24 protein-coding genes and 1 other annotated feature are annotated in these 25,697 nt (G+C 58.3%); of the genes, 5 read left to right on the top strand and 19 right to left on the bottom strand.

Going from position 1 to position 25,697, the window contains the following annotated elements:
- Positions 1–52: 52 nt before the first annotated feature.
- Both EBL_RS00120 and EBL_RS00115 read left to right on the top strand, forming a co-directional pair.
- Complete coding sequence (locus EBL_RS00120) at positions 53–1,153, top strand: alkene reductase (protein WP_002443768.1); 1,101 nt, start codon at positions 53–55, stop codon at positions 1,151–1,153.
- Positions 1,154–1,415: 262 nt separating this feature from the next.
- Positions 1,416–2,078 carry an EAL domain-containing protein gene (locus EBL_RS00115; protein ID WP_002443766.1) on the top strand — a complete coding sequence of 221 codons (663 nt, stop codon included), beginning with the start codon at positions 1,416–1,418 and terminating at the stop codon, positions 2,076–2,078.
- Between the two features lie 29 nt (positions 2,079–2,107).
- On the opposite strand, the gene EBL_RS00110 is transcribed toward EBL_RS00115, so the two are convergent.
- The gene (locus tag EBL_RS00110) at positions 2,108–4,345 is read right to left on the bottom strand and encodes a TonB-dependent receptor (RefSeq protein ID WP_034920479.1); all 2,238 of its coding nucleotides are present in this window, start codon (positions 4,343–4,345) and stop codon (positions 2,108–2,110) included.
- Between the two features lie 144 nt (positions 4,346–4,489).
- Positions 4,490–5,395 carry a LysR family transcriptional regulator gene (locus tag EBL_RS00105; RefSeq protein WP_002443763.1) on the bottom strand — a complete coding sequence of 302 codons (906 nt, stop codon included), beginning with the start codon at positions 5,393–5,395 and terminating at the stop codon, positions 4,490–4,492.
- 142 nt (positions 5,396–5,537) lie between these two features.
- Between EBL_RS00105 and EBL_RS00100 the strand changes: the two genes are divergently transcribed.
- Complete coding sequence (locus EBL_RS00100; RefSeq protein ID WP_002443762.1) at positions 5,538–5,933, top strand: (R)-mandelonitrile lyase; 396 nt, start codon at positions 5,538–5,540, stop codon at positions 5,931–5,933.
- 39 nt (positions 5,934–5,972) lie between these two features.
- Here EBL_RS00100 and EBL_RS00095 read toward each other — a convergent pair whose 3' ends face one another.
- From EBL_RS00095 to EBL_RS00085, 3 genes are read right to left on the bottom strand one after another with little or no spacing between them, the layout of a single operon-like run.
- Positions 5,973–6,377, bottom strand: a complete 405-nt coding sequence (locus EBL_RS00095) for a hypothetical protein (protein ID WP_014715701.1) — start codon at positions 6,375–6,377, stop codon at positions 5,973–5,975.
- A gap of 11 nt (positions 6,378–6,388) precedes the next feature.
- Positions 6,389–7,492 (bottom strand): glycosyltransferase family 4 protein, encoded by a 1,104-nt coding sequence (locus EBL_RS00090; RefSeq protein WP_002443758.1) that lies wholly within the window; start codon positions 7,490–7,492, stop codon positions 6,389–6,391.
- A 29-nt stretch (positions 7,493–7,521) separates the two neighbouring features.
- Positions 7,522–8,736 carry a lipopolysaccharide biosynthesis protein gene (locus tag EBL_RS00085; protein WP_002443756.1) on the bottom strand — a complete coding sequence of 405 codons (1,215 nt, stop codon included), beginning with the start codon at positions 8,734–8,736 and terminating at the stop codon, positions 7,522–7,524.
- Between the two features lie 365 nt (positions 8,737–9,101).
- Between EBL_RS00085 and emrD the strand changes: the two genes are divergently transcribed.
- Positions 9,102–10,295: a multidrug efflux MFS transporter EmrD gene (emrD, locus tag EBL_RS00080; protein WP_002443754.1), complete on the top strand. Its 1,194-nt coding sequence runs from the start codon at positions 9,102–9,104 to the stop codon at positions 10,293–10,295.
- Positions 10,296–10,317: 22 nt separating this feature from the next.
- On the opposite strand, the gene EBL_RS00075 is transcribed toward emrD, so the two are convergent.
- The 6 genes from EBL_RS00075 to ibpA form a co-directional block, all read right to left on the bottom strand.
- A complete protein-coding gene (locus EBL_RS00075) occupies positions 10,318–11,262 on the bottom strand; it encodes a radical SAM protein (RefSeq protein WP_002443753.1) in 945 nt (314 codons plus the stop codon).
- A complete protein-coding gene (locus tag EBL_RS00070; RefSeq protein WP_002443751.1) occupies positions 11,262–11,621 on the bottom strand; it encodes a DUF202 domain-containing protein in 360 nt (119 codons plus the stop codon). The genes EBL_RS00075 and EBL_RS00070 overlap by 1 nt, the downstream gene beginning before the upstream one ends.
- The gene (locus EBL_RS00065) at positions 11,611–11,964 is read right to left on the bottom strand and encodes a YidH family protein (protein ID WP_002443750.1); all 354 of its coding nucleotides are present in this window, start codon (positions 11,962–11,964) and stop codon (positions 11,611–11,613) included. Before EBL_RS00065 ends, EBL_RS00070 begins: the two co-directional genes overlap by 11 nt.
- A 66-nt stretch (positions 11,965–12,030) precedes the next feature.
- Positions 12,031–13,692 (bottom strand): putative transporter, encoded by a 1,662-nt coding sequence (locus EBL_RS00060; RefSeq protein ID WP_002443748.1) that lies wholly within the window; start codon positions 13,690–13,692, stop codon positions 12,031–12,033.
- Between the two features lie 119 nt (positions 13,693–13,811).
- Entirely contained in the window at positions 13,812–14,240 is a 429-nt protein-coding gene (ibpB, locus tag EBL_RS00055) for a small heat shock chaperone IbpB (protein ID WP_002443746.1), read from the bottom strand.
- A gap of 88 nt (positions 14,241–14,328) precedes the next feature.
- Positions 14,329–14,742, bottom strand: a complete 414-nt coding sequence (gene ibpA, locus EBL_RS00050) for a small heat shock chaperone IbpA (RefSeq protein ID WP_002443745.1) — start codon at positions 14,740–14,742, stop codon at positions 14,329–14,331.
- Positions 14,736–14,807: a sequence feature (ROSE (Repression Of Heat Shock gene Expression) occurs in the 5'-region of heat shock genes and acts as an RNA thermometer to modulate expression.), on the bottom strand. Its footprint overlaps the gene before it by 7 nt.
- 316 nt (positions 14,808–15,123) lie before the next feature.
- On the opposite strand from ibpA, the gene EBL_RS00045 reads away from it, so the two are divergent.
- A complete protein-coding gene (locus tag EBL_RS00045; RefSeq protein WP_373278481.1) occupies positions 15,124–15,453 on the top strand; it encodes a YceK/YidQ family lipoprotein in 330 nt (109 codons plus the stop codon).
- A gap of 13 nt (positions 15,454–15,466) precedes the next feature.
- On the opposite strand, the gene EBL_RS00040 is transcribed toward EBL_RS00045, so the two are convergent.
- The 8 genes from EBL_RS00040 to dnaA all read right to left on the bottom strand — a co-directional run bounded on the left by EBL_RS00040 (position 15,467) and on the right by dnaA (position 25,598).
- Positions 15,467–16,732 carry a YidR family protein gene (locus EBL_RS00040; protein ID WP_002443743.1) on the bottom strand — a complete coding sequence of 422 codons (1,266 nt, stop codon included), beginning with the start codon at positions 16,730–16,732 and terminating at the stop codon, positions 15,467–15,469.
- Positions 16,733–16,797: 65 nt separating this feature from the next.
- Complete coding sequence (locus EBL_RS00035; RefSeq protein WP_002443742.1) at positions 16,798–17,430, bottom strand: 2-dehydro-3-deoxy-6-phosphogalactonate aldolase; 633 nt, start codon at positions 17,428–17,430, stop codon at positions 16,798–16,800.
- A complete protein-coding gene (locus EBL_RS00030; RefSeq protein WP_002443741.1) occupies positions 17,381–18,292 on the bottom strand; it encodes a 2-dehydro-3-deoxygalactonokinase in 912 nt (303 codons plus the stop codon). Before EBL_RS00030 ends, EBL_RS00035 begins: the two co-directional genes overlap by 50 nt.
- A gap of 172 nt (positions 18,293–18,464) precedes the next feature.
- Positions 18,465–19,286, bottom strand: coding sequence for a sugar-phosphatase (yidA, locus tag EBL_RS00025; RefSeq protein ID WP_002443740.1), 822 nt, complete (start codon positions 19,284–19,286; stop codon positions 18,465–18,467).
- Between the two features lie 157 nt (positions 19,287–19,443).
- Entirely contained in the window at positions 19,444–21,858 is a 2,415-nt protein-coding gene (gene gyrB / locus EBL_RS00020; protein WP_002443739.1) for a DNA topoisomerase (ATP-hydrolyzing) subunit B, read from the bottom strand.
- Positions 21,859–21,886: 28 nt separating this feature from the next.
- Positions 21,887–22,960, bottom strand: coding sequence for a DNA replication/repair protein RecF (gene recF, locus EBL_RS00015; protein WP_002443738.1), 1,074 nt, complete (start codon positions 22,958–22,960; stop codon positions 21,887–21,889).
- A 132-nt stretch (positions 22,961–23,092) separates the two neighbouring features.
- Positions 23,093–24,193 (bottom strand): DNA polymerase III subunit beta, encoded by a 1,101-nt coding sequence (gene dnaN / locus EBL_RS00010; RefSeq protein ID WP_002443737.1) that lies wholly within the window; start codon positions 24,191–24,193, stop codon positions 23,093–23,095.
- A 4-nt stretch (positions 24,194–24,197) separates the two neighbouring features.
- Complete coding sequence (dnaA, locus tag EBL_RS00005; RefSeq protein WP_014715698.1) at positions 24,198–25,598, bottom strand: chromosomal replication initiator protein DnaA; 1,401 nt, start codon at positions 25,596–25,598, stop codon at positions 24,198–24,200.
- Positions 25,599–25,697: the final 99 nt, after the last annotated feature.

Below are 25,697 nucleotides of genomic sequence, written 5' to 3'. Positions count from 1 at the left end.
GCAGTTCCCGTTTGCTATGCTGCCCGCAGTTCAGTTAACCGGAAGAATCGCAATGTCTCACGACTTATTCAGCAATGTCAGCCTCGGCTCGCTGCCGCTGGCTAACCGTATCGTTATGGCCCCCATGACCCGCTCCCGCACCTCACAACCCGGTGATGTGCCCAACGCAATGATGGCCACCTACTACCAGCAGCGCGCTAACGCCGGGTTAATTATCAGCGAAGGCACGCCGATTTCCGCCGTGGCCCGCGGCTATTCAATGACGCCCGGGATCTACACCCGCGAGCATATTGAAGGCTGGAAACAGGTCACAAAAGCGGTGCATGACGCGGGCAGCAAGATTTTTGTTCAGCTCTGGCACGTGGGCCGCCGCAGCCACGCCAGCATTGCCGGGCAGCAGCCGGTAGCCCCTTCTGCGCAAAAGGATCCGGATAAAGTCTTCGGCCCGCTGCCGCAAGGCGGCTTCGGGATGATTGAGACCGATATGCCCCGCGCCATGAGCCAGCAGGACATTGACGACACGATCCGCGACTTTGTCCAGGCCGCCCGCAATGCCATGGAAGCCGGGTTTGACGGGGTGGAAATTCATGCAGCCCACGGGTATCTGTTTGACACCTTCCTGCACCAGTCCAGCAACCTGCGTACCGACAACTACGGCGGCAGCCAGCAGAACCGCGTGCGCTTCCTGACAGAGACACTACAGGCAGTCTGTGATGCCATCGGCAGTGAAAAAGTCGCCGTGCGCCTCTCCCCCCACGTGATTGAGGGCTTTGCCGATCCGGACCCGGAAATTGTCGACGTGGTGCTGCTGGCCCTGGCGCAAATGGCGCCGATGAATCTGGCCTACGTGCACTTTTCAGAAAATATTTCCCGCTTTACCGCTGTGCCGGAACATTTCCGCCAGCAGGTGCGCGCCGTCTATCCGGGCACCATTATGGTAGCGGGCAAACTGACGAAAGCCCACGCAGAGCAGATGCTGGCCCGGGGATATGCGGATCTGTTTGCCTTCGGCACGCCTTATGTCAGCAACCCGGACCTGGCGATTCGCCTGCGCAATAACTGGCCGCTGGCCGACTTTGACGCCGATGCCCGCCTCACCCTGTACGGCGGCGACGAGCATGGCTATACAGATTATCCGGCCCGGGCAGGATGATCTCCGGACCGCCCCTGACGGGGCGGTCTCTGTTTTCAGCGTTCCCGCACACCTGCCGGTCTTCTCCCGCGCTTTTCCCTTCCGACCACTGGCATCCCCGTTAGCCTTACGCCTCCTGCCCGCAGCTGTGGTGGCAAAAAACCGTCATCTGTAGCGCTTTTGTATATTAATTTTCAATAACCGTCAGGTATAAACGTATACCGGCTTACCTGACGCGGTGCGAGAAGCACTGGCGCATAAAAACGGATAACAATAAAACATCATGAAACTACAGTGCCGTTTTGAACCTATTGTGGATATTGCTACGGGGCAAATCATCGCCAGCGAAATGTTATGCCGCCCGGAAAATGAAGATGCTGAAACGTTTTTTCGCCACGCGCCGCTGGCAACATTATCCGATATTGTTGATTTACAGATAGCCCGCCTGCGGGAGCCAGGTATACCACAACAACAGGCCGTTTTTATTAATGTCAGCCTGGACCTGCTCCTGGATGATAAATGGGCAGATAACGTTCTGCCCCGCATGGCGGGCTATAATATCGAGCTGGACTGCCTGCAGTGTATGGCGCACCTGGACGCGCTCACCCGCCGTGGTGCCGCCATTTTCAGTAAAGTTCGCCGCTATGGTATTAACATCTGGCTGGATGATATTAATGAAGCGGCAATAACCGCTATTTCAGCGCTGCCCCTGCGCTTTGACGGGATAAAAATTGATAAATATGTCCTGTGGCATCTGGCGGAAATTAACGATCGCCGCACCATGGCAGATTTTGCCCGGCAGCTTAATGAGTTAGCCCGGGTGGTGATTGTGGAAGGGGTGGAAAATGACGATCATCTGCAGTTTGCCGCCGTGGCGCCCATTCGCTGCGCCCAGGGCTATTACTGGCCGGTTGACGGTAACTTATCCTTTGAGCTGGAAATATAATAACCGCCCCTGACGGGGCGGTTGCGTTATCAGAAGTCGTAACTCAGCGACGCTTTCAGCGTGCGGCCCTGACCCTGGAACAGGTAGATACCGCTGGTTGAATCAACGCCAGACCAGTATTTCTTATTGGTGACGTTATCCAGCCCGACACGTACCACCATTTCGTTTTTGTCTTCGTTCAGTTGCATACGGTAGCGCATGCCGAGATCAAGCGTGGTATAGGCAGACAGCTTCTTGGTATTTGCTGAATCCGCATACTGGGAGCCGGTATGGTTAACCCGCCCGGTGGCGGTCAGCCCCGGCACCTGGGCAATATCATACTCAGCGCCGAATACGGCGGTAAAACGCGGCACCCCGATGGCATCGTTACCGTTGTTGATACCGTCCTGGGTTTTGGTCAGCTCCGGATCCATCCAGGTGGCCCCGCCGTTCAGGCGCAGGCCCAGCACCGGCTCACCAAAGGCATTCAGCTCAAGGCCACGGTTGCGCTGCTCCCCGTCCAGCTTGCTGTAAGACAGGTTATTACTGGTGGTGGTCAGCACCGACGGTTTTTTAATTTCAAACAGCGCCACGGAGCCGCCTACCCGGCCAAAGTCCAGCTTCACGCCCACTTCATTCTGCTTCGAGTGAACGATACCAAGGCTCTGCCCGTAGTTAACCGTGCCCAGGGCACCGGTGCCGCCAGGCTGGAGCGCTTCGGTGTGGTTGGCATACAGCGATACGCTCTCCCAGGGCTTGTAGACAATCCCGTAGGTGGGCATCCAGCGTTGCTCAGAGTAGCTGCTGGCGGCCTCCTGCTTACCGGTGTTGACGTTATAGCTGGTCACCACCACTTTCTGATGGCGGGCCCCCAGCGTTAACAGGACCGAGTCATCCAGCACACCCAGTGTATCGCTGAGCAACCACCCCTGGGAGCGATCGCGCTCGGTGGTCAGCGGATCGGTGTAGTTTTTCCCGCCAGTCAGTACATTGTCCGGCATCGGCACCGCGTGAGTATCATAGATATTGGTGGGGGATTCATTCCCCCATGCCATGCCCCAGGCAGTTTTAATCTGCGTGGTCTGCGCCGCATAGCCCACGTTCACTTTATGGCTAACCGGCCCGGTAGCAAACTGGCTGCGCAGCCCGGCCATACCGCTGGCGGTATCACTGATCCGGTTGGTATCCAGGCGGCCCGCTGTGGCGGCACCGCTGCCGTCAATCAGTTTTGGCGAGCTGTAGGTGCCCTGTTCATGGGCGTGCTGCCCGCCCAGTGCGCCATAGGCGGTCAGCAGGTTGTTATCCAGCAGATCGTATTCGGACTTCAGCATACCGAATTCGTTTTCAATATCGCTCCAGGCCCACTTCTGGCTGTAGTTATGGGACGTTCCCGGGGCGGAGGGGATAAAATCAACGTTGGTAATGTTGATCCCGGCGGTACTGCCGTGGAAGGTTTTTTTCTGATAGCCAAAGTCCAGAGAGCTGCGCAGGCGCTCGCCTTTGTAGTCCAGCCCCACAGAGGCAAGCGTGGTGCGGCGGCGGTCGTTATCCACGGTAGTGCCGCCTTCCCGGTGCAGCAGGTTAACCCGCACCCCGAACTGATCGTTATCACCAAAGCGGCGGCCCACATCAAGATTGCCGCCCAGTTGCGAATCTGAGGTGTAGTCCACCCCGACCCGGGTGACAGGGATTGACTCTGCCCGCTTCGGCTCAAGGTTAATCATCCCGCCCACGCCGGTGCTGGATGCCCCGTTCATCAGGCTGTTTGCCCCTTTAAACACTTCAATGCGCTCCAGCATCTGGGTGTCCATCACCTGGCGCGGCACAATACCGGACAGGCCACCCAGGGTCATATCGTCCCCGTCGAGGGTGAAGCCACGGATCCGGTAGGTTTCAGCAAAGTTACCGTAGCCCTGGGTTGACTGTACGCCCGCGTCGTTCGCCACCACATCGGCAATGGTGTGGGCCTGCTGATCTTCCACCAGTTTTGAGGTGTAGCCGATAACGCTAAAGGGAACATCCATGGCTTTCTGCTCGCCCAGCATGCCCATCCGGCCGCCGTTGGCAATCTGACCATCAAGGAACGCCGGTACCAGTTGATCACCACCGGCCGTAAACGTATCGCTTGCGTCCGGGGCCGCAGTAACCACGACGGTCTCCTCGTTCGGGCGGGCCTGGCTGGCGTCTGCCGACGCGGTGGCGGCGACGGCCGGGAAAGTTGCTGAACTGATTAACACAGCCAGAAGACGGGGCTTAACCCGCATAGCAGAGGAAGGGTTGGTGCGCATTTGTATAAGTTCCGGGCAAATGAAAGTGATAACACTTATTGTTTTGCGAGCAATTATCATTCTGAGCGAGACGATTGCAAGAAAAATGGAACTTATTACTAAAAATTTATGGGGTGACGATGCCTGCAGAGGCGACAGACCGCCTTATCTCCGGGGGGTCGCGTGCCAGCGTACGGCGTCAATAAACAGGGAAAATGCAGCAGTATGCTGCTTACGGCTGGGATAATACAGATAATACCCCGGGAAAGGCTCACACCACTCAGCCAGCACCCGCACCAGCCGCCCGGCGTCCAGATCCGGCTGCACGACATCTTCCGGTACATAGGCCAGCCCCAGCCCGGCAAGGGCCGCATCACACCGCTGTACCAGACTGTTGATGACCAGCTGCCCGTCCACCCGTACCCGGATGCTGTGCCCGTTCTGGCTGAACTCCCAGGCGTACAGCCCGCCGAGGGTGGGCAGGCGCAGATTAATACAGTTATGCTGTTGCAGCGCCCGGGGCGTTTGCGGGATTCCCGTCCGGGCCAGGTATGCCGGGGAGCCTACCACGGCCATACGCATCGGCGGGCTAACCGGTACGGCAATCATATCTTTCGCGACCTGCTCACCCAGGCGGATCCCCGCGTCAAACCGGGCACTGACAATGTCAGTCAGACCGTCATCGGTGGTGATCTCCAGTCGGATGTCCGGGTATCGGGCCAGAAAGGGTTTCATTGCCGGCCACAAGGCAAAGGCCAGCGCGTGCTCCCCGGCGGTAATGCGGATACTCCCGGCAGGTTTGTCGCGCAGATCACCCAGCCCGTTAAGGGCCACCTCCAGATCACTGAGTGACGGCGCTATCTGGCTGAGCAACCGCTCCCCTGCATCCGTCAGAGAGACGCTGCGCGTGGTACGGGTGAGCAGGCGCACCCCCAGGCGCTCTTCCAGCCCGCGCATGGCGTGGCTCAGGGCCGAGGGGGAAACCCCCAGCTGCGCTGCCGCCCGGGTAAAACTGCGCTCCCGGGCCACCATACTGAAAGAGATAAGATCATTAACGTTATCTTTCAACATGTTGCCTTATCCTCACCCTGCAGCTCAGGGCTACTAATGAATTTTACTCACAACACCTTACGCGTTTACCCGGCTAATACTCAACAATCATCCCATCTACACTCAGCAGTGTCCGTAGACATCCCCATAACAGGAGAAGATGATGAAAATTATACGTAGCGGCTCACAGCCTTCCCGGCCGGGCCCGGCAGCGTGGTTTACCGGAACAGTGCGTATTGATGCCCCTTTTCAGGCCACACCGCCTGCCACCGTTGGCGGGGCGAGCGTCACCTTTGAGCCCGGCGCCCGTACCGCCTGGCATACCCATCCGCTGGGGCAGACACTTATTGTGACCCAGGGGCGCGGCTGGCTACAGGAGTGGGGCCAGGAAAAGCAGGAAATTAACCAGGGTGATATTGTCTGGATCCCGGAGGGGGTGAAGCACTGGCACGGGGCCTGTCGCGAAACAGCCATGACCCATATCGCCATTGCCGAGTCGCTCAACGGCAGCCCGGTAGACTGGCTGGAGCAGGTCACAGACAGCCAGTATCACGGCTGAGTGACCCGCAGGCCGGTATCGCAGAATACCGGCCTGGCCTCAGCGCTGGTGCTCAATCAGCCAGGTCCAGAGCCCCACATGGAAATGTTTAAACACATCAATTCCCAGGGCTGATTTGATCAGATACAGGGTGATAAACACCGAAACGGCGCAAAACAGCAGCCACCCGAACACCAGCACCGACAGCGCCATACGCCCGAGGGTCGATTTATGGCGCGTGGCGTTGCGCCTGTCGCGACCGGCCAGAAAAACATAAAAATAGCGGCGGCCAAAAAATGAGACGGTACGCCGGATATCGATCCGCTGCCGGGTTGTCAGCGTTATCGACAATACCGCCTCTTCCAGGGCCGCTTTCTGGTCCGCGGATAATGATGCGGCGGTGTCTTCATCGAGCGCCTGGTAAAAGCGCTCAATCACCATGGGCCGTTTTTCGGGAGTATCCACTCTACACCTGGCTATGATTGGGTTTGTTGATAGACCTGCAGCGTCCTGGCGGCAATGGTATCCCAGTCATAACGCTGCAGATAACGGCTGTAATCCACATGGCCTGCCTGGCTCCAGCGGGTCAGCTGCTCTGCCAGGCTATCCACGTGGCCGGTGGGGAAATACACCTGAGGATCGAGCCCGACCTCCAGATTCGCCGGAATATCACTGACCACCACCGGCAGTGACCAGGACATGGCCTCCAGCAGGGCGATGGGCAGCCCTTCGTGGTAAGAGGGCATCACAAATAAACGCGCCCGGGAGAACACCGCCTGAAGCGCCGCACCGCGCAAAAAGCCGGTGAGGATCACCCCGTTATCGGCCGCCTGCTGGCGCAGTTTCTCACTATAGGGGGTGGCGTGGTCCGCATCCCCCACCAGCACCAGAGGCAGCGTCACGCCGGATGCCCGCCAGGCGTTGATCAGATCGTGAAAGCCTTTCTCTTCCACAAAACGCCCCACGGCGACGATATACCCGCCCGCCACCAGGCCGAACTGCCCCAGGGTCTGCTGCACCTGTTGCTCATCCAGCGTGACCGGCGGGTTCACCCCGTTGTAGATAAGGTGGGCATCCATACGCCGGTATTTGTTCTGGATAAGACGGTTAATCACCTCAGAGATAACAATCACTTCGCTGGCGTATTTTACTGCCAGGCGCTCACCCAGCACCAGAGCGGTACGGGCCAGCCGCCCCCATTTCTGGCGGTCATAGTCCGGGCCGTGGTGGGTAAACACCACTTTTTTCCCCATCAGCCGCAGCAGGGGCACCACCAGCCCGGGACCAATCGCGTGAACGTGGACCACATCAGAGCCGTCAAAGCGGCAGGAGAGGGCCGCCAGCAGCGAGTGGACGATGGCCTCCAGGGATTTTTTCTTCGGCGCCCAGATAGCTTTGGTCTGTACCCCACGGTATTCGCTGCGCCGGTAATCGACATACGGTGAGCGGGCAATCACGCAAATCTCCAGCTCAGGATGCCGGGCCTTGATAGCCGGATACAGGTTCTGGCAGTGCGTCTCCACCCCGCCCAGCACATCCGGGATCCCCCGGGTGCCCAGTACGGTAATCTTTTTAATCATCGGACTTACCTGATAAGCGTTGCCGGCTCTCATATCCGGACCATCTGCTCACTGAGCAGTGCGGCCCGTTTATTCATCTGCAGTAAAATAAACATATAGCGGATAAGCGTCAGCACCGAGTAAGTCAGCAGCGCCAGCGCATAGCTATGGCCAAGCCAGGGCACCACCAGGAAGCCCAGCAGCACAATCGCCAGTTGCTCTATCTGAATACGCAGAAAATACCGGTGCGAGCCAAAAATCAGCTCAACCACCGTCAGGGGGCTTATGGCCAGCGCCGGGAAGATATAGGGTGCCAGGTAACGCGACGAGGGGATGGAGTCGATCCACTCTTTGCTGAAGCCCAGATGCATCACCAGCGGGTAGAAAATCAGTATCCCCAGGGTACAGACCACCCCCATCACCACCAGCAGCAGGCGGATCTTTTTATATTCCGGGTAGTTAAACGTGTGGTTGCGAAAATCCATCGACCACTTGGAGAAAATAGAGTTGCGCACCGCGTTGCCGATTATCATCACCGGCGACAGGCAAAAACGCATCACTACCGAGAAGTACCCGGCAACCAGCGCCGAGAACCAGAAATTCACCAGCATAATGGGCAGGTTATTGTTTACCATGGCCAGCACTTCGGCACTGCCGACCTTAAACAGGTGCTGACGATGCTCACGGAAAAAGGCCAGATTATTGCCCGGGGTGAAATAGCTGGCGCGTACGGTGCGCAGATCAAAGGTGCGGGCAATACACCAGGCGATAAGCAACAGCAGCAGCACAGTCCACGACACATAAAACCACCCGCTACCGGGTGCCGCCAGGACAGAGGCAATCACAATCACGGAGACCATAATGCGCTGGAACGTCAGAAACCGGTAATTTCCCTCCCGCAGCGCCAGATTCTCCGCCACCAGCACCATGGCATTGGCAAAGGAGAGCAGGTACAGGAGCCACACCGGCAGGTGAAAAATCCAGCCGGTCAGCACTGCCCAGGGCACCGCCACCACCATACTCTGCAGGGCGCAAAACACCACGTTACGGGCCAGTTGCGCAGCATCCGGCTGGCGGGGGATCAGAAGCTGAGAGGCGAACATACAGACCTGCGCCCCCACCAGCACAATACTGTAGACCAGTGAATAGATCCCTACCTCCGCCATACCGTAGCGGTGCGAGATAAACCAGATAGATAACGCGCCAATTAGCTGGGAAATCACCGAAGAACTGGCAATCGTGGTGATACTGCGTAATAAATTCATCACGATACCCGAGGCCAGGGGCCGCGCTGGCAAAGAAAAACCCTCCAGCTAAAGGATATTAACAGATAGCTATCTGATGGTGTTTTTAGTCGGCGGTTATGCATTTTTATCTCATTCTGCCGCCAGTATTGCGTCTGGACACTCTGTTCTCCGGCCACAGCCGTTCTATCGCTACGTTATGTATAGCATGCCCTGGCAGAACAGCCAGATGTCATTCTCTCTCTCCGTTGATGTCAACAAAAATTGCCATAATCGCCCACATCTTCGTCAGCATAATTCATCTTAAGTTTAGCAAAAATGTGGTAGATTTCGCTGCAATTAAACCAAAAACCCAGTTCCATATTCAGCATTGATAAACAATAACCATGCAAAACACTAAAGCGAAACAGAACCGGCATATTATGCTGATGTTGATTCTGCTGGTTGCCGTCGGGCAAATGACGCAAACCATCTATATTCCGGCCCTGGCCGGTATGGCGCACGACCTTAACGTGCGCGAAGGGTCGGTGCAGGGCGTGATGGCGGCGTATCTGCTCACCTATGGTGTTTCCCAGCTAATTTATGGCCCCCTGTCGGACCGGGTGGGCCGCCGCCCGGTTATCCTGGTGGGGATGCTGATTTTTATCGTCGCCACCCTGGTGGCGCTGATGTCCCGCCAGCTACCACTGCTGATTGCCGCCAGTGCGCTACAGGGGACCGGGACCGGGGTCGCTGGTGTCATGTGCCGGACCATGCCCCGGGATCTGTATGAGGGCGGCGAACTGCGCCACGCCAACAGTATTCTGAATATGGGGATCCTCGTCAGCCCGCTGCTGGCGCCGCTGATTGGCGGGGTGCTGGAAACCATCTGGAACTGGCGCGCCTGTTATGCCTTTTTACTGGCGCTGTGCCTGGTGGTAACCTGGAATATCTGGCGCCATATGCCGGAAACCCGCCCGCAGCAAAGCGAGCGCCCCGGGATGCTGGCCAGTTATCGCAAGTTACTGGGCTCGTTGTCCTTTGACTGCTACCTGCTGATGCTGATGGGCGGTCTGGCGGGGATTGCGGTGTTTGAATCCAGCTCCGGCGTGCTGCTGGGGGCGGTTCTGGGGCTGCCCAGTGTGGTGGTCAGTATTCTGTTTATTTTGCCGATCCCGGCCGCCTTCTTCGGGGCATGGGTCGCCGGGCGCCGGAACAGCCAGTTTTCCACCCTGATGTGGCAGTCGGTCTCCTGCTGCCTGCTGGCCGGGCTGCTGATGTGGCTGCCCGCCTGGTTTGACACCATGAATGTCTGGACACTGCTGGTGCCCGCGGCGCTGTTCTTCTTCGGGGCGGGGATGCTGTTCCCCCTGGCAACCAGCGGCGCAATGGAGCCGTTCCCGGTGCTGGCCGGTACTGCCGGGGCACTGGTGGGCGGCCTGCAGAATATCGCCTCCGGCACCCTGGCCTGGTTTTCCGCCATGTTGCCGCAAACCAGCCAGAACAGCAGCGGGATGCTGATGACCGCCATGGGGCTGCTGATTGTGTGCTGCTGGCTGGCGCTGGCCCAGCGGGCGCGCCATCATCACCAGCCGGTTTAACCGCACCTGGCCGCAGGTCTGTTTACTCGCCCTGCGGCGCCTTTTTCTGGCCGGTCTCCAGCAGCAGCATCAGCTCCATGGGGGAGCGGCGCTGGGCTATCAGATCGCGCATCACGCGCATAAACGGCGCCGAGTAGGTAAAGAAATCAAGGTAGCCCCGGCACAGGGTGCATTTCACCTCCGGCTCGGTGGGCTGAGCGTGGCACAGCCAGCCCATCTCACAGTGCTGGCAGGCGGGGGTCATCCCCGGGGCCGATTTCAGCCCGCACCAGGCCCCCAGCACCGCATCAAACTGCTGAATAAATATCTTGCCGATATCGCGGTGCACCCAGCACTGGAAAACCGTATTCAGAAAGTGTCCCCAGCGGGAGGCGTCCAGCCCGTCCGGCATACCGCTACCCGCCCGGGGGGCGAACTGAATAAAGGGCACACCGGTCTGGCGCAGCCACTCATATAAGCCGCGCGGGTGCTGGCAGTTATCCTGGTTCACCTCCACCAGTAGCCGCAGGCTCACCTGCCACTGCCTGAGCCGCCCGAGGGTATCCATAATTACCGCATGATCCGGGGCCAGCCCCCGCCGGGTGCGCGCCAGATCATGCCACTCCTGGGGGCCACAAACCGGCAGCTCCACCAGCCACTGGTGGTGGCTGAGAAACTGCACCCAGCCCTCATCAGGCAGATAGCCGTCAATCAGCAGGGCGTTGTGGATCCGCTTGCCGCCAGCCAGGCGTGCCTGCATTGCGACAACATCACGGAAAAACAGCAGTTTTTCACCGGAGGGCTCACCACACAGCCAGTCAAAGGTCACATCCTCTTCAGGGCTGGCGTCTATCTGCTGGCGCAGATAATTCTCCAGGGTGTGGTTATCCATTAACGCAACAGGAGACTGACGGGCGCTATCGACACGACGATACGGGGAGAGCCCAAAAGGCTTAGGGGTGATTGCCGTAAACAGACGACCCAGCATTACATCTCCTGTAGATATTGAAGTATCCACCGGGCGTGGGCGGCGGAAAACAACACCGCCAGCGCCAGCACCGCCAGTACAATACTCAGACGTGCCCCCATCGCCGCGCGGTTAACAAAATCGCTGAGCTCAATATCCATAAGATTGCGCTGGCGTGCGTAGCCGTAGATCACAAATCCCGCCAGTGATGTAATAGCCAGTGTGATCCAGTAAACAGTGCCGGCGATTTGCCCCTGATGGCGCAGGGCCAGTAACAGCAGCGCCCCGTAACCCAGCAGGGTACGAAACCAGGCAAGGGAGGTGCGCTCCGGCTGTAGCCCGGGATCGGCAATGCGCCGCTGGCGGCGATTATCCGCCATACAGCACCATCACCAGCACAGCCCCCGCCACCAGCGCCATCATAATGCTTAGCAGCAGCAACACCGGGGTATAGGGCAGATCCTGTTTCAGGCGCATGGATTTCTCGGTCATCAGCCAGCGCAGATACGCAAAAATCGCCAGACAACCGGCAAACAGGCACAGCGCCATGGCGATGATCTCGCGCACCAGCGGGGTTGCCAGGTTTGGGGCCAGTTGATCCAGCCCGACCCCGGCGGCCAGCACGCCAAGTGACGTGCGCACCCAGGCAAGAAAGGTGCGCTCATTCGCCAGTGAAAAACGGTAGTCCGGCGCATCGCCCGGCAGTTTACTTTTGTTTGCCATGGTAGTGAGTGAATTCAGGGTGAAACATCCCCTGAGAATAACAAATAACGGGCCATCCGGGGGGGATTATCCCAGCCCCCAGAACAGCACCACCAGCAACTGGGGCGTAATGATCCGCAAAAACATCACCAGCGGGTATACCGTCGCGTAAGAGAGCGCCGCCGCACCGCTGGTGCCGTGCAGGCTGTTGGCGAATGCCAGCGCCGGGGGATCAGTCATCGAACCGGCCAGCATCCCGCAGATAGTCAGGTAGTTCATCCGCGCCACCAGGCGTGCTACAAACCCGACCACCAGCAGCGGAATCAGGGTGATGGCGATACCGTACAGCATCCAGCTTACCCCGTCCCCCGAGACCAGAGTATCGACAAAGTCCCCGCCGGATTTCAGCCCCACCACCGCCAGGAACAGAACAATCCCCAGCTCCCGCAGGGCCAGGTTGGCGCTGGGTGGCATAAACCAGTAGAGAGTGCCGATACTGCCGATACGCCCGAGGATCAGCGCCATAATCAAAGGCCCGCCCGCCAGCCCCAGACGCAGCGCCACCGGAAAACCGGGAATAAACAGCGGTACAGAGCCCAACAGCACCCCAAGCCAGATACCGATAAACACCGGCAGCATCTGAACCTGCTGCAGCTTTTGCTGTGCGTTGCCCACTTCGGCAGAGACCGCCTCAATGGCCGCCGGGCGCCCGACCAGCACCAGGATATCCCCGAACTGTAACGTGGCGCTACTGCCTGCCACCAGCTCCACCCCGGCGCGGTTCAGCCGCGAGATAACCACATCGTAGCGCTGCTTAAAATTAAGCTCGCGGACCTTTTTCCCCAGTACCTTCTCATTGGTCACCACCACCCGGGCAACCCGCAGATCCGTGCCCCGGGTGGATAACGATGTCTCAACCGGCTTGCCGATAACCAGTTGCGCTTCATGCAAATCCTTTTCCTGGCCCACCAGATGCAGCAGATCCCCGGGCTGAATCAGCGTTGTGGGGGAAGGGACCATCAGCAATTCGTCGCGTTTCAGGCGTGAGCAGATAATCCGGTCGTTATTCAGTACCGGCACATCCTGGATGGCGAGCTTATCAAGATTGGGGTTTTCTACCCGGATATTGACCGTTTGCAGCGTGGCCTGGCTGACGGCATTTTCGGTATCGAAGGCGCGCGCTTCCTGGTCAACATTGATACGCAGCGCCAGGCGCAGCCCCCACATACTCAGCAGAATGCCGCAGATCCCGAAGGGGTACGCCATGGCATAGCTCATGCCCATCTGGTTGACGTCTGATGCAGCGGTGCCCAGATCGGTAAGAATTTGCTGGCCGGCCCCCAGTGCGGGTGTATTGGTGACCGCACCGGAGAAGATCCCCAGCGCCACAGGCAGCGGAATATTAAACAGCTTGTGCAGCAGGGCCGTAACCAGCCCACCCAGCACCACAATCAGAATGGCAAACAGATTCAGCCGCAGGCCAGAAACCCGCAGCGAAGAGAAGAACCCCGGCCCCACCTGAATACCGATGGTATAGACAAACAGAATCAGCCCGAATTCCTGAATAAAGTGCAGCATTCCGCCGTTAAGGGCGATACCGAACTGCTCTGCATAGTGGCCGACCAGAATACCGCCAAACAGTACCCCGCCAACGCCAAACCCCACACCGCGCAGCTTAATGCTGCCGATCCATAGCCCCACAATGGCGACCAGTGCCAATACACTGACTGTCAGCGCAACCTCGCTCATACGACTTCCCTGATATGCCACACACACTACAGGGATTTTGTCAGAACCGGGCCTTCATGACCCGGCGACAGAGCACAAAAAAGGCTCCCGAAGGAGCCTTTTGGCGCAAAACCGCAAGATTAACTATTCAGCGCCGGGCGTTCGCTGATGGCGATACGGGTCGGACCGGCGGTTTCCGGCACCTGACGCTCGGTATCAATATGCAGCAGGCCGTTGGTGAAGGTGGCCCCGGTTACCTGCATATGATCAGCCAGGGTAAAGCTCAGGCTGAACGGCTGCATAACCAACCCCTGATGCAGCCATTTCGGCTCATTTTCCGGGGTTTTCGGCGTGCCTTTGATACTCAGGCGCGTACCTTCAAGGTTAATTTCAATATCCTGCTGGCTGAACCCGGCCAGGGCGAGCGTAATGCGATAGTGGTTATCGTCGCTCTTTTCAATGTTATAAGGCGGGAAACCCTGGGTTTCCGGGGCATTTTGCAGCGCACTGGCTAATTTATCAAAGCCAATCCACTGACGTAATAAGGGGGAGACATCATAGTTACGCATGGTTTTTTCCTTCTGAGAAGCGAAAAGTTATTGCCCGTAAGCTCCCGGTAACCGGCAAGCGGGCGACAGAGACAGCGATACTGCCTGATTAATTAATTTCGATACGGCGTGGTTTCATCGCTTCCGGAATAACGCGCTCCAGATCGATATACAGCAGGCCGTTTACCAGGCTTGCGCCACGCACGTGGATATTCTCTGCCAGCTGGAATTTGCGTTCGAAGTTACGCTCGGCAATCCCCTGGTACAGATAGGTCCGCTCTGGCTGTTCACCGGCGTGGGCGCCTTTGACCACCAGCAAGTTGTCCTGGGCGGTGATATCCAGCTCGCTCTCGGCGAAACCGGCCACGGCAATGGCGATGCGGTAATGGTTTTCATCTACCAGCTCAACGTTATACGGAGGGTAGCCGCCATTTGACTGGGTTTGATTATTTTCCAGTAAGTTAAATAAACGGTCGAAACCAATGGCAGAACGATACAGTGGGGATAAGTCGAAATTACGCATAATAAAGCTCCTGAAATCAGCGAGATAAATTCAGCCTTCCGCAATGGACAGGCTTAACGGCCAGGTCTCCCGTTCGGCGAGCACCTTTTCCGGCCACCCAATTAAGATGGTGGTGGCGTCTGTTTTTTCAAGCTAACCGGCGCAAAAATTTTTGGCCCACCGCAAGGTGCGGGTGATTTTTTCACCAGGGGGTTACGTGGAATCAAAGACGGTGAACTAATTTTTTACCCCTGGCGAATCTTCACTTACACTAAAGCCGGGAATATTGCCGGCAGAGTGAGAGCGGCGCCACAGTGCAGCACTTCAGCTCTGGGCATTCTGACTGCTCATGATATAACCCAACAAGGACCCGCCCGCAGCGATGACATAATGGCAACGCAAATGATGACACTTTCTCTTAAAGTATTACTGATAAGCGCCAGTGTGGCCGTAATCAGTGGCTGCTCCAGCGTAATGACCCATACCGGCGGTCAGCAGGGGTACTATCCTGGCACCAAAGCCAGCTACCAGTTGCTGTCTGATGACCAGACCACCTGGGGGCTGAAGCCGTTTGTGGCGCTGGATATGCCGTTTACCGCGGTGATGGATACGGTATTACTGCCCTGGGATATGCTGCGCACCGACAAATCTGCCCGGGCGAAGGTGGAAGAGAGCGAGCGCCGGAACCAGGCGATCAATGACGTGATCCCGCCAGTGACCGCCGCAAATTAAGCCCGCTTTATGGCTACAGGCCCGTCCGGGCCGTAAACAGCTGGCGGAAACCACCGGCCTCCTGCATCCAGGCCACGTGCTGGCCGTCCGGTGAAAAGACCACCGCATCGCCACTGACCGGCGTTTCTCCCGCCGGGCTGAGCGGGGTGATTTCGCCACTCCGGGCATCGCACAACACGACCCGCCCCTGCTGAACAAACCCCAGACAGCGCCCGGAAGGGTGCCAGTTAATGGCAGATTCAACCCCCCGGGTGCCATGCGTGAGCTGGCGCGGCTCGCCCCCCAGCGGGGAGACCAGCCAGAGCTGAACCACCCCCTGGTCATCTTTCATCAGGCAGGCTATCCACTCTGCAGACGGCGAGCTGCGTACCCAGTGGCGTGGCGATGTCACCAGCCCCGGGTAACGCCGCTGATGGGTAAATGTCAGGCGCCGCTGCACAACCCCGGCAGGCTGGGCGGGCATGCGGTCCGGTGTTCCCTGAAGCGGGAACGCCCCGGCCTGCTTCCAGCCCGCTTCGCTGTCCGGCAAATCAACAATAAAGAGCTCCGGCACTTTCTCCCCGTTCACCGAAAGCGTATCCCCGATAAACGCCAGTGCCCGGCGCGGGTGCTCACCCGGTGTCCGGGTATAACCCTGCTCCCCGACCCAGCCCTCTTCATAAGCCCGGCTGATCTCATCACTGCCGGGGCGCGGTGTGGGGGTGGTTTCGCTGACCAGGACGCACCAGTGGCTGCCGCTGTACTCCCGGGGGTGGTGGCCCCCTGGCGTTACCGGGCCACAGGGCACCGCCACCCCCACATTACGCAGATCCAGCGCCGGATCACGCTCGTGCAGCACATGGTCGTTGTAGGTGAAGCTCACCAGCGCCCCGTCCGGGCTCCAGACATGTACATGGCTCCCGCCGCGCAGGGCGCCGGGGGTGTAGGGGGCGGTAATGTCCATGGCATCAAGGCCGGTCAGTTGCCCGCCCTCCAGCACCACGCCGCGCCGGTGGTGAAAATCATAGTGCCAGTCGGCATCCGGGTGCTCCGGGCCGTGAATAAACACGTAGCGCTCCGGCGGCTGCGGGTTGACCGTGACCACACCCACATGGCTTTGCGCCGGGGCCCGGTACAGCACCTGCACCTCTTTGCTGTGAATATTGACCCGCTCGATAGTTTGCCCGGTAAATGAGGCACCACAAGGGCGCACATCAAAGACCAGCCACTGGCTGTCCGGTGTCCAGCTATGAATATTGGTCAGCTGATGGTGGCGTGCGGCGTGGGTTATTTGTGCCATAGAAAGACCCTGAAGCGAAGATATCGCCTCAGGGTAAAGGATTGCGGGCGTTTATCCCACCCGTTTTACTCTGCCTGAGCGGCTGATGTGGCGTCCCGGTAAGCGCTGACAAACGCCCGGGCCTGCTGAGCCGTGCGTTCGGCCCCCTGCCCGGCCCGGTAGAGATCACTGCCCAGCCCGGCGCCGATACACCCGGCCTCCAGCCAGAAGCGCAGATTCTCCGGCGTCACGCCCCCCACGGCAAAGACCGGCACCTCCGGCGGCAATACCGCTTTCAGCGCCCCGATATAGGACGGCCCGAACGAAGAAGAGGGGAAAATTTTCAGCGCCTGGGCACCAGCCTCCAGGGCACTGAAGGCTTCAGTGGCGGTGGCACAGCCAGCGCACACCGTCATCCCGTGTGCGACTGCCCGGCGGATAACCGCAGGCTGGGTGTTGGGCGTCACGATAAGCTGGCTGCCCATACCGGCCAGGGTGTCAACCTGCTCCACGCTCAGCACGGTGCCGGCACCGATCAGCGCCCGGCTGCCAAACGCCTCAACCATGGCGGAGATACTCTGCTGCCAGCCCGGTGAGTTTAGCGGGATCTCGACCGCGTCAAACCCGGCGTCAATCACCGCCGCCACATGTTCATATGCCTCTGCGGGTTTAACCCCGCGCAGGATGGCTATCAGCGGAAGTTGAGTGTGCCACTGCATCTGCAATGCTCCTTATGCCTGCCTGAAATGCCTCATCACCGGATATGGCCTGCGCGCTATACCCAAGGGCGGTAAAGGCCCTGCGGTAGCGCCAGATTAGCCCGCTTCCGGCAACCAGCGTAATGGTGGGATCCCGATCCATGTTGCGGGTCATGGTGGCCACTTCGGCACCAATCAGCAGACCGGAAAGATAATCGCTGACCGCCTCACGGGGCAGCGTGCCCAGCACATGCGCGGCGCGCACTTCAAAAAGCCGCGCCAGTAGTGCCGGGTTGTTCAGGCCATTTTCCAGGCCGTCATCAAATGCCTGCTGGCTGAGAACCTGCTCAGGCAGGCCTTTACCCAGCAGTGAGTGGGACATCAGTAAATAGTGGAGCTCCCCGGTCATCACGGTGTGAAAATCCGTGACCTGCTGGCCCTGCACAGAGACCCACTTACAGTGGGTGCCGGGCATCACATAGTACGCAGCGGGGCGCACCTGGCAGGCCCCGAGCAGTTGGGTCTCTTCGCCGCGCATCACATTCGGGTGCGCCGCCTCCCCGGTAGACAGCCCGGGCACGATCCAGACATTGTCCACCACCGGGGTCAGCCGGGTGGCGATGTCAGATAACGCCACCGGGCAGGGCAAATAGGGGGCGGTTTTCCAGCCTGCGTCGCTCCCGACCATACCGGCCATCAGCACCGGGGTGTCGGGTGCCCGCCAGCCGGTGGTGATGGTCTCCAACACGGCCGCTGGTGTGCGGCCATTGAGGCGGGTGATCCCTGCCTCTGACTGCCTGCTGTCAAGGCACTGCCCGTCCTGATACAGCCAGGCCCGCAGGTTGGTGGATCCCCAGTCGATAGCAATATAGCGTGATGTCATATGGTGTCCTTCAGACTGTGGGTTGCGCCCGTGATACCGTGCGCAGCGAAGCTAATGTATTACAACACCCACATCTTGTAATACAAGATGAGTCACAAAAAGAACAATTCGGTAAATTGCGAAAAAAAACCCGCTACGGGAGCGGGTTTACAGGGATAAGGGGGGCAGGCAGTTAGTGTGTACAGCCCAGGGCATGGCGCACAATAGCAACGGCGACCCCGTCTTCCAGATTCGATGCGGTGACCAGATTCGCCGCTTCTTTGACGGCAGGGATCGCGTTCCCCATGGCCACGCCGGTGCCGGCATATTCAATCATGGCAATATCGTTTTCCTGATCGCCAATCGCCATCACCTCTTCCGGTTTGATTTGCAGCGCGTCTGCCAGGGCTTTTACCCCGGTGCCTTTATTCACCTGCTTATTGAGGATCTCCAGGAAGAAGGGCGAGCTTTTCATCACCGTGTAGCGCTCGCGGACTTCGTGCGGTAAACGGGCGATGGCCGCATCCAGCACCCCGGGCTCGTCAATCATCATCACCTTCAGAAAGCCGGTTGCCGGATCCATCTTTTCTGCTTCACAGAATACCAGCGGGATGCCGGTAATCTCCGCCTCATGGACCGTATACCGGCTGATATCCCGGTTCGCCGTATACAGGGTGTGCCTGTCCAGCGCATGAAAGTGCGTGCCAACCTGGCGCGATACGGCCTCCAGGTAGCGGTAATCCTCATAGCTCAGTGTCGTCCGGGCTACGGTGCTGCCATCGCTGGCTTTCTGAACCAGTGCCCCGTTATAGGTGATGCAGTAGTCGCTCTCCTGAGTCATACCCAGTTGCTGCAGGTAGTTCTCTACGCCCGCAAAAGGCCGACCGGTGGTGATAACCACCCGGATCCCCTGTGCTCTGGCCCGGGCGATGGCCTCTTTTACGGCCGGGGAGATGGTGTGATCAGGCAACAGCAGGGTGCCGTCCATATCAATCGCAATCAGTTTTATTGTCATCGCCATTCATCATCCATAAGAGTTATTACGAACATGCTAACGCGATTCCGCTCACGACAATAGCCGGTTTATTGTGCTTTTTCCTGGCGTGTGGCGGCGCCCGTAAACAACAACACCGCCCGGAGGCGGTGTTGTTAGCTGGTGCGCGCTGGCAGTATCAGATATCGATATTGGCGGCTTTGAGGGCGTTTTCCTCAATAAACGCGCGGCGCGGTTCTACCGCATCGCCCATCAGGGTGGTAAACAGCTGATCGGCGGCAATGGCGTCTTTTACCGTAACGCGCAGCATGCGGCGGCTTTCCGGATCCATGGTGGTTTCCCACAGCTGTTCCGGGTTCATCTCGCCAAGCCCTTTGTAACGCTGGATAGCCAGGCCACGACGCGACTCTTTCACCAGCCAGTCCAGTGCCTGCTCGAAGCTGGTCACGTTCTGGCGGCGCTCGCCGCGTTCCACGTAAGCGCCCTCTTCGATCAGCCCACGCAGCTGCTCGCCAAGGTGGCAGATTTTGTGGTACTCACCGCCGGTCACAAATTCGTGGTCCAGCGGGTAGTCCGTATCCACACCGTGGGTACGCACCCGGATAACCGGCTCGAAGTGCTGTTTCTCTTCGTTGTCGTTGATGTCGTACTTCCAGATGCTCCCGTGCTGCTCGCTTTCGGTCAGATCGGCAATTAAGTCCGAAACCCAGCGGGTCACAAAGGCTTCATCTTTGAGGTTTTCTTCGCTCAGTGTCGGGTGATAAATCAGCTGATTCAGCAGCGCGCGCGGGTAGCGGCGCTCCATGCGGCCAATCATCTTGCGCACGTAGTTAAACTCTGACACCAGTTTTTCCAGCGCCATGTCAGACAACGCCGGTGCGCTGGCATTGATATGCAGTGCCGCCCCGTCCAGCGCGATGGTGGTCTGGTACTGATCCATCGCCTCGTCATCTTTGATGTACTGCTCCTGCTTGCCTTTTTTCACTTTGTACAACGGCGGCTGGGCAATATACACATGGCCACGCTCAACAATTTCCGGCATCTGACGGTAGAAGAAGGTCAGCAGCAGCGTACGGATATGCGAGCCGTCCACGTCCGCATCGGTCATGATGATAATGCTGTGGTAGCGCAGTTTGTCCGGGTTGTACTCGTCGCGGCCAATGCCACAGCCCAGGGCGGTGATAAGCGTCGCCACTTCCTGGGAGGAGAGCATCTTGTCAAAGCGGGCCTTTTCCACGTTCAGGATTTTACCCTTGAGCGGCAAAATGGCCTGGTTCTTACGGTTACGCCCCTGCTTGGCAGAGCCGCCCGCGGAGTCCCCTTCCACAAGGTAGAGTTCAGAGTGGGCCGGATCGCGCTCCTGGCAGTCCGCCAGTTTGCCCGGCAGGCCAGCCAGATCCAGCGCGCCTTTACGGCGGGTCATTTCACGGGCGCGGCGTGCCGCTTCACGGGCACGGGCCGCATCAATGATTTTACCCACCACGATTTTGGCATCGCCCGGGTTTTCCAGCAGGTATTCACCCAGCAGCTCGTTCATCTGCTGTTCAACGGCGGTTTTCACCTCAGAGGAGACCAGCTTATCTTTGGTCTGGGAGGAGAATTTCGGATCCGGTACCTTCACGGACACCACCGCAATCAGACCTTCACGGGCGTCATCACCGGTGGCGCTGACTTTGGCTTTCTTGCTGTAGCCTTCTTTGTCCATATAGGCGTTCAGGGTACGGGTCATGGCCGCACGGAACCCGGCCAGGTGAGTCCCCCCGTCGCGCTGAGGAATGTTGTTGGTAAAGCAGTAAATATTTTCCTGGAACCCGTCGTTCCACTGCAAAGCCACTTCCACGCCAATGCCGTCTTTTTCGGTGGAGAAGTAGAACACATTAGGGTGGATCGGCGTTTTGTTGCGGTTCAGGTATTCAACAAAGGCTTTGATACCGCCTTCGTAGTGGAAATGGTCTTCTTTGCCGTCGCGCTTGTCGATAAGGCGAATAGAGACGCCGGAGTTCAGGAACGAAAGTTCACGCAGGCGTTTTGCCAGCACTTCATATTCAAACTCGGTCACATTGGTGAAAGTTTCCAGGCTCGGCCAGAAACGCACCATGGTGCCGGTCACTTCGGTGTCGCCCGTAACGGACAGGGGTGCCTGGGGCTCCCCGTGCTGATAAATCTGGTGGTGCACTTTCCCGTCGCGGCGGATGGTCAGCTCCAGCTTCTGAGACAGGGCGTTCACAACAGATACCCCCACGCCGTGCAGACCGCCGGAGACTTTATAGGAGTTATCGTCGAATTTACCGCCAGCGTGCAGCACAGTCATAATCACTTCGGCAGCGGACACGCCCTCTTCCGGGTGGATCCCGGTCGGAATGCCACGCCCGTCATCCTGTACAGATACCGAGTTATCCGCATGAATGGTGACTACGATATCTTTGCAGTAGCCAGCGAGTGCTTCGTCGATAGCGTTATCCACAACCTCAAATACCATGTGGTGCAGACCGGTGCCGTCATCCGTGTCGCCGATATACATACCCGGGCGCTTACGCACCGCATCCAGCCCTTTCAGGACTTTGATACTGGAGGAGTCATAAGAATTCGACATCAACGTTTCTCGCTCATTTCAACTTGGATTAATCGGTTATTTTACCCTGATCCACGGCGAACATCTTTGAATTTTTGTCCGCCATATCGGATACGTGTTCAGCACTGATTGCACTGACAAAAACCTGGGATTGTGTCGCTTTCAGGCGGCTGGCCAGCAGTCCGCGACGCGCATCATCCAGTTCAGAGGCAAAATCGTCTATCAGATACAGGCAGCGTCGCCCGCTCTGACGGGTTAAAAACTCGCCCTGGGCCAGGCGCAACGCGCACATCAGCAACTTAAGCTGGCCACGGGACAGGGTATCTTCTACCGGTGCGCCGTCCGCCCGGATGCGGAAATCCGCTTTGTGGGGGCCTGCAGCGGTATAGGTTAACATGCGGTCACGTTCAAAATTGCGCGCCAGCACCTCGCCGTAGTCCGCGTCCTTTTCCCAGCCCTGCTGAAAAGAGAAGCTCAGCGCAAACTCCGGCAGAAACTGGGCGCAGGTGTCAGCCATATCTTCGGCAATGGCGGCGCTGTACTCTGCCCGCCAGCGGCTGATTCGGGTTGCCAGCGGCACCAGCTCCAGATCCCAGGGCTGCAGCTGCCCATAGCGGCTGACCTGGCGCAGGGCCGCATTGCGCTGCCTGAGCAGCCGCTTGAGGTTGCTCCAGGCGGTAAAAAAGCCCGCCTCATTGTGAAAACAGCCCCAGTCCAGAAACGCCCGGCGGTATTTCGGCCCGCCGTTAAGCAGGGTAAACCCTTCCGGGGTAATAAGCTGCATCGGCATTAACAGTGCCAGTTCCGCCACTTTGTGGCCGTCGCTGCCGTCGATTCTGACGTTACTCTCGCCGTGGCGATCTTTGGTCAGCCCGACAGCTATCTCCCGCTCTGCTCCCTGTAACCGCCCGTGGAGCACAAAAGCGGGCTGTTCATGGCGGATAACCCGCCCGGTTTGCAGGCTGCGAAACGCCCGGCCGTGGCCCAGGGTGTAGATAGCTTCCAGCACGCTGGTTTTGCCGCTGCCGTTAGCGCCCACCAGGAAATTAAACCCGGGAGACAGGGCGAGATCCGCCGCATCGATATTACGGAAGTCTTTGATTAGTAGCCGGGACAGGGACATGGTTAACTCACACACTGAGGGCTGACGACTCACCGGTGGCGGCGTATCCGCTGGTACCGGTTGATCTGGCGGGCCTGGCCGGGGCTTTGCGGGCACAATACCCAAAAAGCCCCCCAATACCGATACGCAATACTACAGGCGCATCGGCATTACGACATACTGCGCGCTTTGTGAGGCACTGTCTTCTATCTGCACACTGGATACGGAGTCCGTCAGGCGAATGCAGACATTTTCGCACTTCAGGACATTTAAGACATCCAGTACGTAGCTGACGTTAAAGCCGATTTCCATTTCGGTGCCATCGTAGGTGACGTCGAGGATCTCTTCGGCTTCTTCCTGTTCCGGGTTATTGGCGGTGATCTTCAGCTGGTTGTCCGCCACAAACAGGCGCACTCCGCGGAATTTTTCGTTAGACAAAATCGCCGCCCGGGAAAAGGCCTGCTTCAGCAAGTCGCAGCTCGCTTCCAGGGTTTTGTCCGGGTTTTTCGGCAGTACCCGGCGGTAGTCCGGGAAGCGGCCATCCACCAGTTTAGAGGTGAAGATAAAATCCCCCACATGGGCACGGATATTATTGCTGCCAATCTGCACGCGCAGCGGGGTCTCCCCGCCATCCAGCATCCGCATCAGCTCAATGACGCCTTTGCGCGGCACAATCACCGAGTGGCTCGGGAGCGATGTGCCCACCGGCATGGAGCATACGGCCAGGCGGTGACCATCCGTCGCCACAGTGCGCAGCTCTTCACCTTCGGTTTCAAACAGCATCCCGTTGAGGTAATAGCGCACGTCCTGGTGGGCCATGGAAAACTGGGTGGCCTCAATCAGGCGTTTCATGGTGGCCTGGGGTAACGTGAATTCCACGTCGATGGGCCAGTCATCCAGGTTCGGGAAATCCGCCGCCGGTAAGGTAGACAGCGAGAAGCGGCTGCGCCCGGAGCGCACCAGCATCCGGTCCCCTTCCAGGGTCAGGGCGATTTCTGCCCCTTCCGGTAATCCGCGGCAGATATCGAAAAATTTACGCGCCGGTACGGTTGTGGCGCCAGGCTCGTGGGGCTGGACCAGCGCCACCCGTGCCACCATTTCCATCTCAAGATCGGTGCCCGTCAATGACAGTGTACCGTTCTCCACCTGGAGCAGCAGGTTACCGAGGATAGGTAATGTCGGGCGCCCGCCCAGCGGGCCGCTCACCTGTTGCAGGGGCTTTAATAAATGTTCACGTTCAACGGTAAATTTCATAGCATCACGAAGAGAGAGTTCTGATTAAGTTGGAAAAATCTTCTTTAATGTCGTGGCTTTCTTCACGCAGCTGCTCAATCTTGCGGCAGGCGTGCAGCACCGTGGTGTGGTCACGGCCACCAAACGCATCGCCAATTTCCGGCAGGCTGTGGTTGGTCAGCTCTTTAGCCAGCGCCATCGCCATCTGGCGCGGGCGGGCCACCGAACGCGAACGCCGTTTAGACAGCAGATCCGCCACCTTGATTTTATAATACTCCGCCACAGTCTTCTGAATATTATCAATGGTAACCAGCTTTTCCTGGAGCGCCAGCAAATCGCGCAGCGCTTCGCGGACAAAATCGATAGTGATCGCCCGGCCGGTAAAGTTGGCGTTGGCGATAACCCGGTTCAGTGCCCCTTCCAGCTCGCGCACGTTTGAGCGCAGGCGCTTGGCAATAAAGAAGGCCACTTCGCCCGGCAGGCGGATGTCGTTCTCGTCGGCCTTTTTCATCAGAATCGCCACGCGGGTTTCCAGCTCTGGCGGCTCAATGGCTACTGTCAGCCCCCAGCCGAAGCGGGATTTCAGACGATCCTCAACCCCGTTGATCTCTTTCGGGTAACGATCCGAGGTCAAAATGATCTGCTGGTTACCTTCCAGCAGCGCATTAAAGGTGTGGAAGAACTCTTCCTGGGATCGTTCTTTATTGGCAAAGAACTGGATGTCATCTATCAACAGGGCATCCACAGATCTGTAGTAGCGTTTGAACTCTTCAATGGCGTTGTTCTGCAGCGCCTTTACCATGTCCTGTACAAAACGCTCAGAGTGCATATACACCACTTTGGCGTTCGGCTTGCGCGCGATGATCCCGTTGCCTACCGCGTGCAGCAGGTGGGTTTTCCCAAGCCCGGTGCCGCCGTATAAAAACAGCGGGTTATAAGCCCCGCCGGGGTTATCGGCCACCTGACGTGCCGCCGCGCGCGCCAGCTGGTTTGACTTACCCTCAACGAAGTTATCAAAGGTGTGCTTCAGGTTAACGTTAGAGCGGTAGGACGGCTCTGCCGGTGCCGGAACCGTGTCCCAGCTCGGGCGTGCCGCTGCGGGTGCCACCACCCGGGCAGGGTGTTCCGGCGCCACCACATTGCTGGCAGGTCCACGGCTGGCAACCACAGTCGCGCTCACCGGTTTACTGCCCACTTCAAAGCGCAGTAGCGGTGCATCCGCACCGCAAAATTCATTTAACAGTCCGTTGATATTATTGAGGTATTTGTCCCTTACCCAGTCGAGCACAAAACGGTTTGGCGCATAAAGGGCCAGCGTGTTATCGCTCAGTTCCGCCTGTAGGGGGCGTATCCACATACTGAATTCTGTGGCTGGTAACTCATCCTGCAATCGGGCAAGACACTGCTGCCAAAGCGAAAGTGACACGGCGGACTCCACTCAAACTAAAGTCGATAAAATGACGAAGACAGATTTATTCATGATTGTTGGCACACGCTGACAAGCCCGGACCGGGTAGCGTGCGAA

The organism is Shimwellia blattae DSM 4481 = NBRC 105725 (assembly GCF_000262305.1).
GTDB classification, from domain to species: domain Bacteria; phylum Pseudomonadota; class Gammaproteobacteria; order Enterobacterales; family Enterobacteriaceae; genus Shimwellia; species Shimwellia blattae.
The sequence above is the reverse complement of the archived record's forward strand: the minus strand, read 5'-3'. Positions and strand labels throughout refer to the sequence as shown.

Bases quoted from the DNA above. Each gene is read 5' to 3' on its own strand.
- EBL_RS00105 (WP_002443763.1), bottom strand. From the start codon at position 5,395: ATGTTGAAAGATAACGTTAATGATCTTATCTCTTTCAGTATGGTGGCC.
- EBL_RS00035 (WP_002443742.1), bottom strand. From the start codon at position 17,430: ATGCAGTGGCACACTCAACTTCCGCTGATAGCCATCCTGCGCGGGGTT.
- EBL_RS00090 (WP_002443758.1), bottom strand. From the start codon at position 7,492: ATGATTAAAAAGATTACCGTACTGGGCACCCGGGGGATCCCGGATGTG.
- emrD (WP_002443754.1), top strand. From the start codon at position 9,102: ATGCAAAACACTAAAGCGAAACAGAACCGGCATATTATGCTGATGTTG.
- ibpA (WP_002443745.1), bottom strand. From the start codon at position 14,742: ATGCGTAATTTCGACTTATCCCCACTGTATCGTTCTGCCATTGGTTTC.
- EBL_RS00060 (WP_002443748.1), bottom strand. From the start codon at position 13,692: ATGAGCGAGGTTGCGCTGACAGTCAGTGTATTGGCACTGGTCGCCATT.
- EBL_RS00115 (WP_002443766.1), top strand. From the start codon at position 1,416: ATGAAACTACAGTGCCGTTTTGAACCTATTGTGGATATTGCTACGGGG.
- EBL_RS00110 (WP_034920479.1), bottom strand. From the start codon at position 4,345: ATGCGCACCAACCCTTCCTCTGCTATGCGGGTTAAGCCCCGTCTTCTG.
- EBL_RS00085 (WP_002443756.1), bottom strand. From the start codon at position 8,736: ATGAATTTATTACGCAGTATCACCACGATTGCCAGTTCTTCGGTGATT.
- EBL_RS00075 (WP_002443753.1), bottom strand. From the start codon at position 11,262: ATGCTGGGTCGTCTGTTTACGGCAATCACCCCTAAGCCTTTTGGGCTC.
- EBL_RS00030 (WP_002443741.1), bottom strand. From the start codon at position 18,292: ATGACATCACGCTATATTGCTATCGACTGGGGATCCACCAACCTGCGG.
- EBL_RS00065 (WP_002443750.1), bottom strand. From the start codon at position 11,964: ATGGCAAACAAAAGTAAACTGCCGGGCGATGCGCCGGACTACCGTTTT.
- EBL_RS00120 (WP_002443768.1), top strand. From the start codon at position 53: ATGTCTCACGACTTATTCAGCAATGTCAGCCTCGGCTCGCTGCCGCTG.
- gyrB (WP_002443739.1), bottom strand. From the start codon at position 21,858: ATGTCGAATTCTTATGACTCCTCCAGTATCAAAGTCCTGAAAGGGCTG.
- dnaN (WP_002443737.1), bottom strand. From the start codon at position 24,193: ATGAAATTTACCGTTGAACGTGAACATTTATTAAAGCCCCTGCAACAG.
- ibpB (WP_002443746.1), bottom strand. From the start codon at position 14,240: ATGCGTAACTATGATGTCTCCCCCTTATTACGTCAGTGGATTGGCTTT.
- EBL_RS00070 (WP_002443751.1), bottom strand. From the start codon at position 11,621: ATGGCGGATAATCGCCGCCAGCGGCGCATTGCCGATCCCGGGCTACAG.
- EBL_RS00040 (WP_002443743.1), bottom strand. From the start codon at position 16,732: ATGGCACAAATAACCCACGCCGCACGCCACCATCAGCTGACCAATATT.
- yidA (WP_002443740.1), bottom strand. From the start codon at position 19,286: ATGACAATAAAACTGATTGCGATTGATATGGACGGCACCCTGCTGTTG.
- EBL_RS00045 (WP_373278481.1), top strand. From the start codon at position 15,124: ATGATGACACTTTCTCTTAAAGTATTACTGATAAGCGCCAGTGTGGCC.
- EBL_RS00100 (WP_002443762.1), top strand. From the start codon at position 5,538: ATGAAAATTATACGTAGCGGCTCACAGCCTTCCCGGCCGGGCCCGGCA.
- recF (WP_002443738.1), bottom strand. From the start codon at position 22,960: ATGTCCCTGTCCCGGCTACTAATCAAAGACTTCCGTAATATCGATGCG.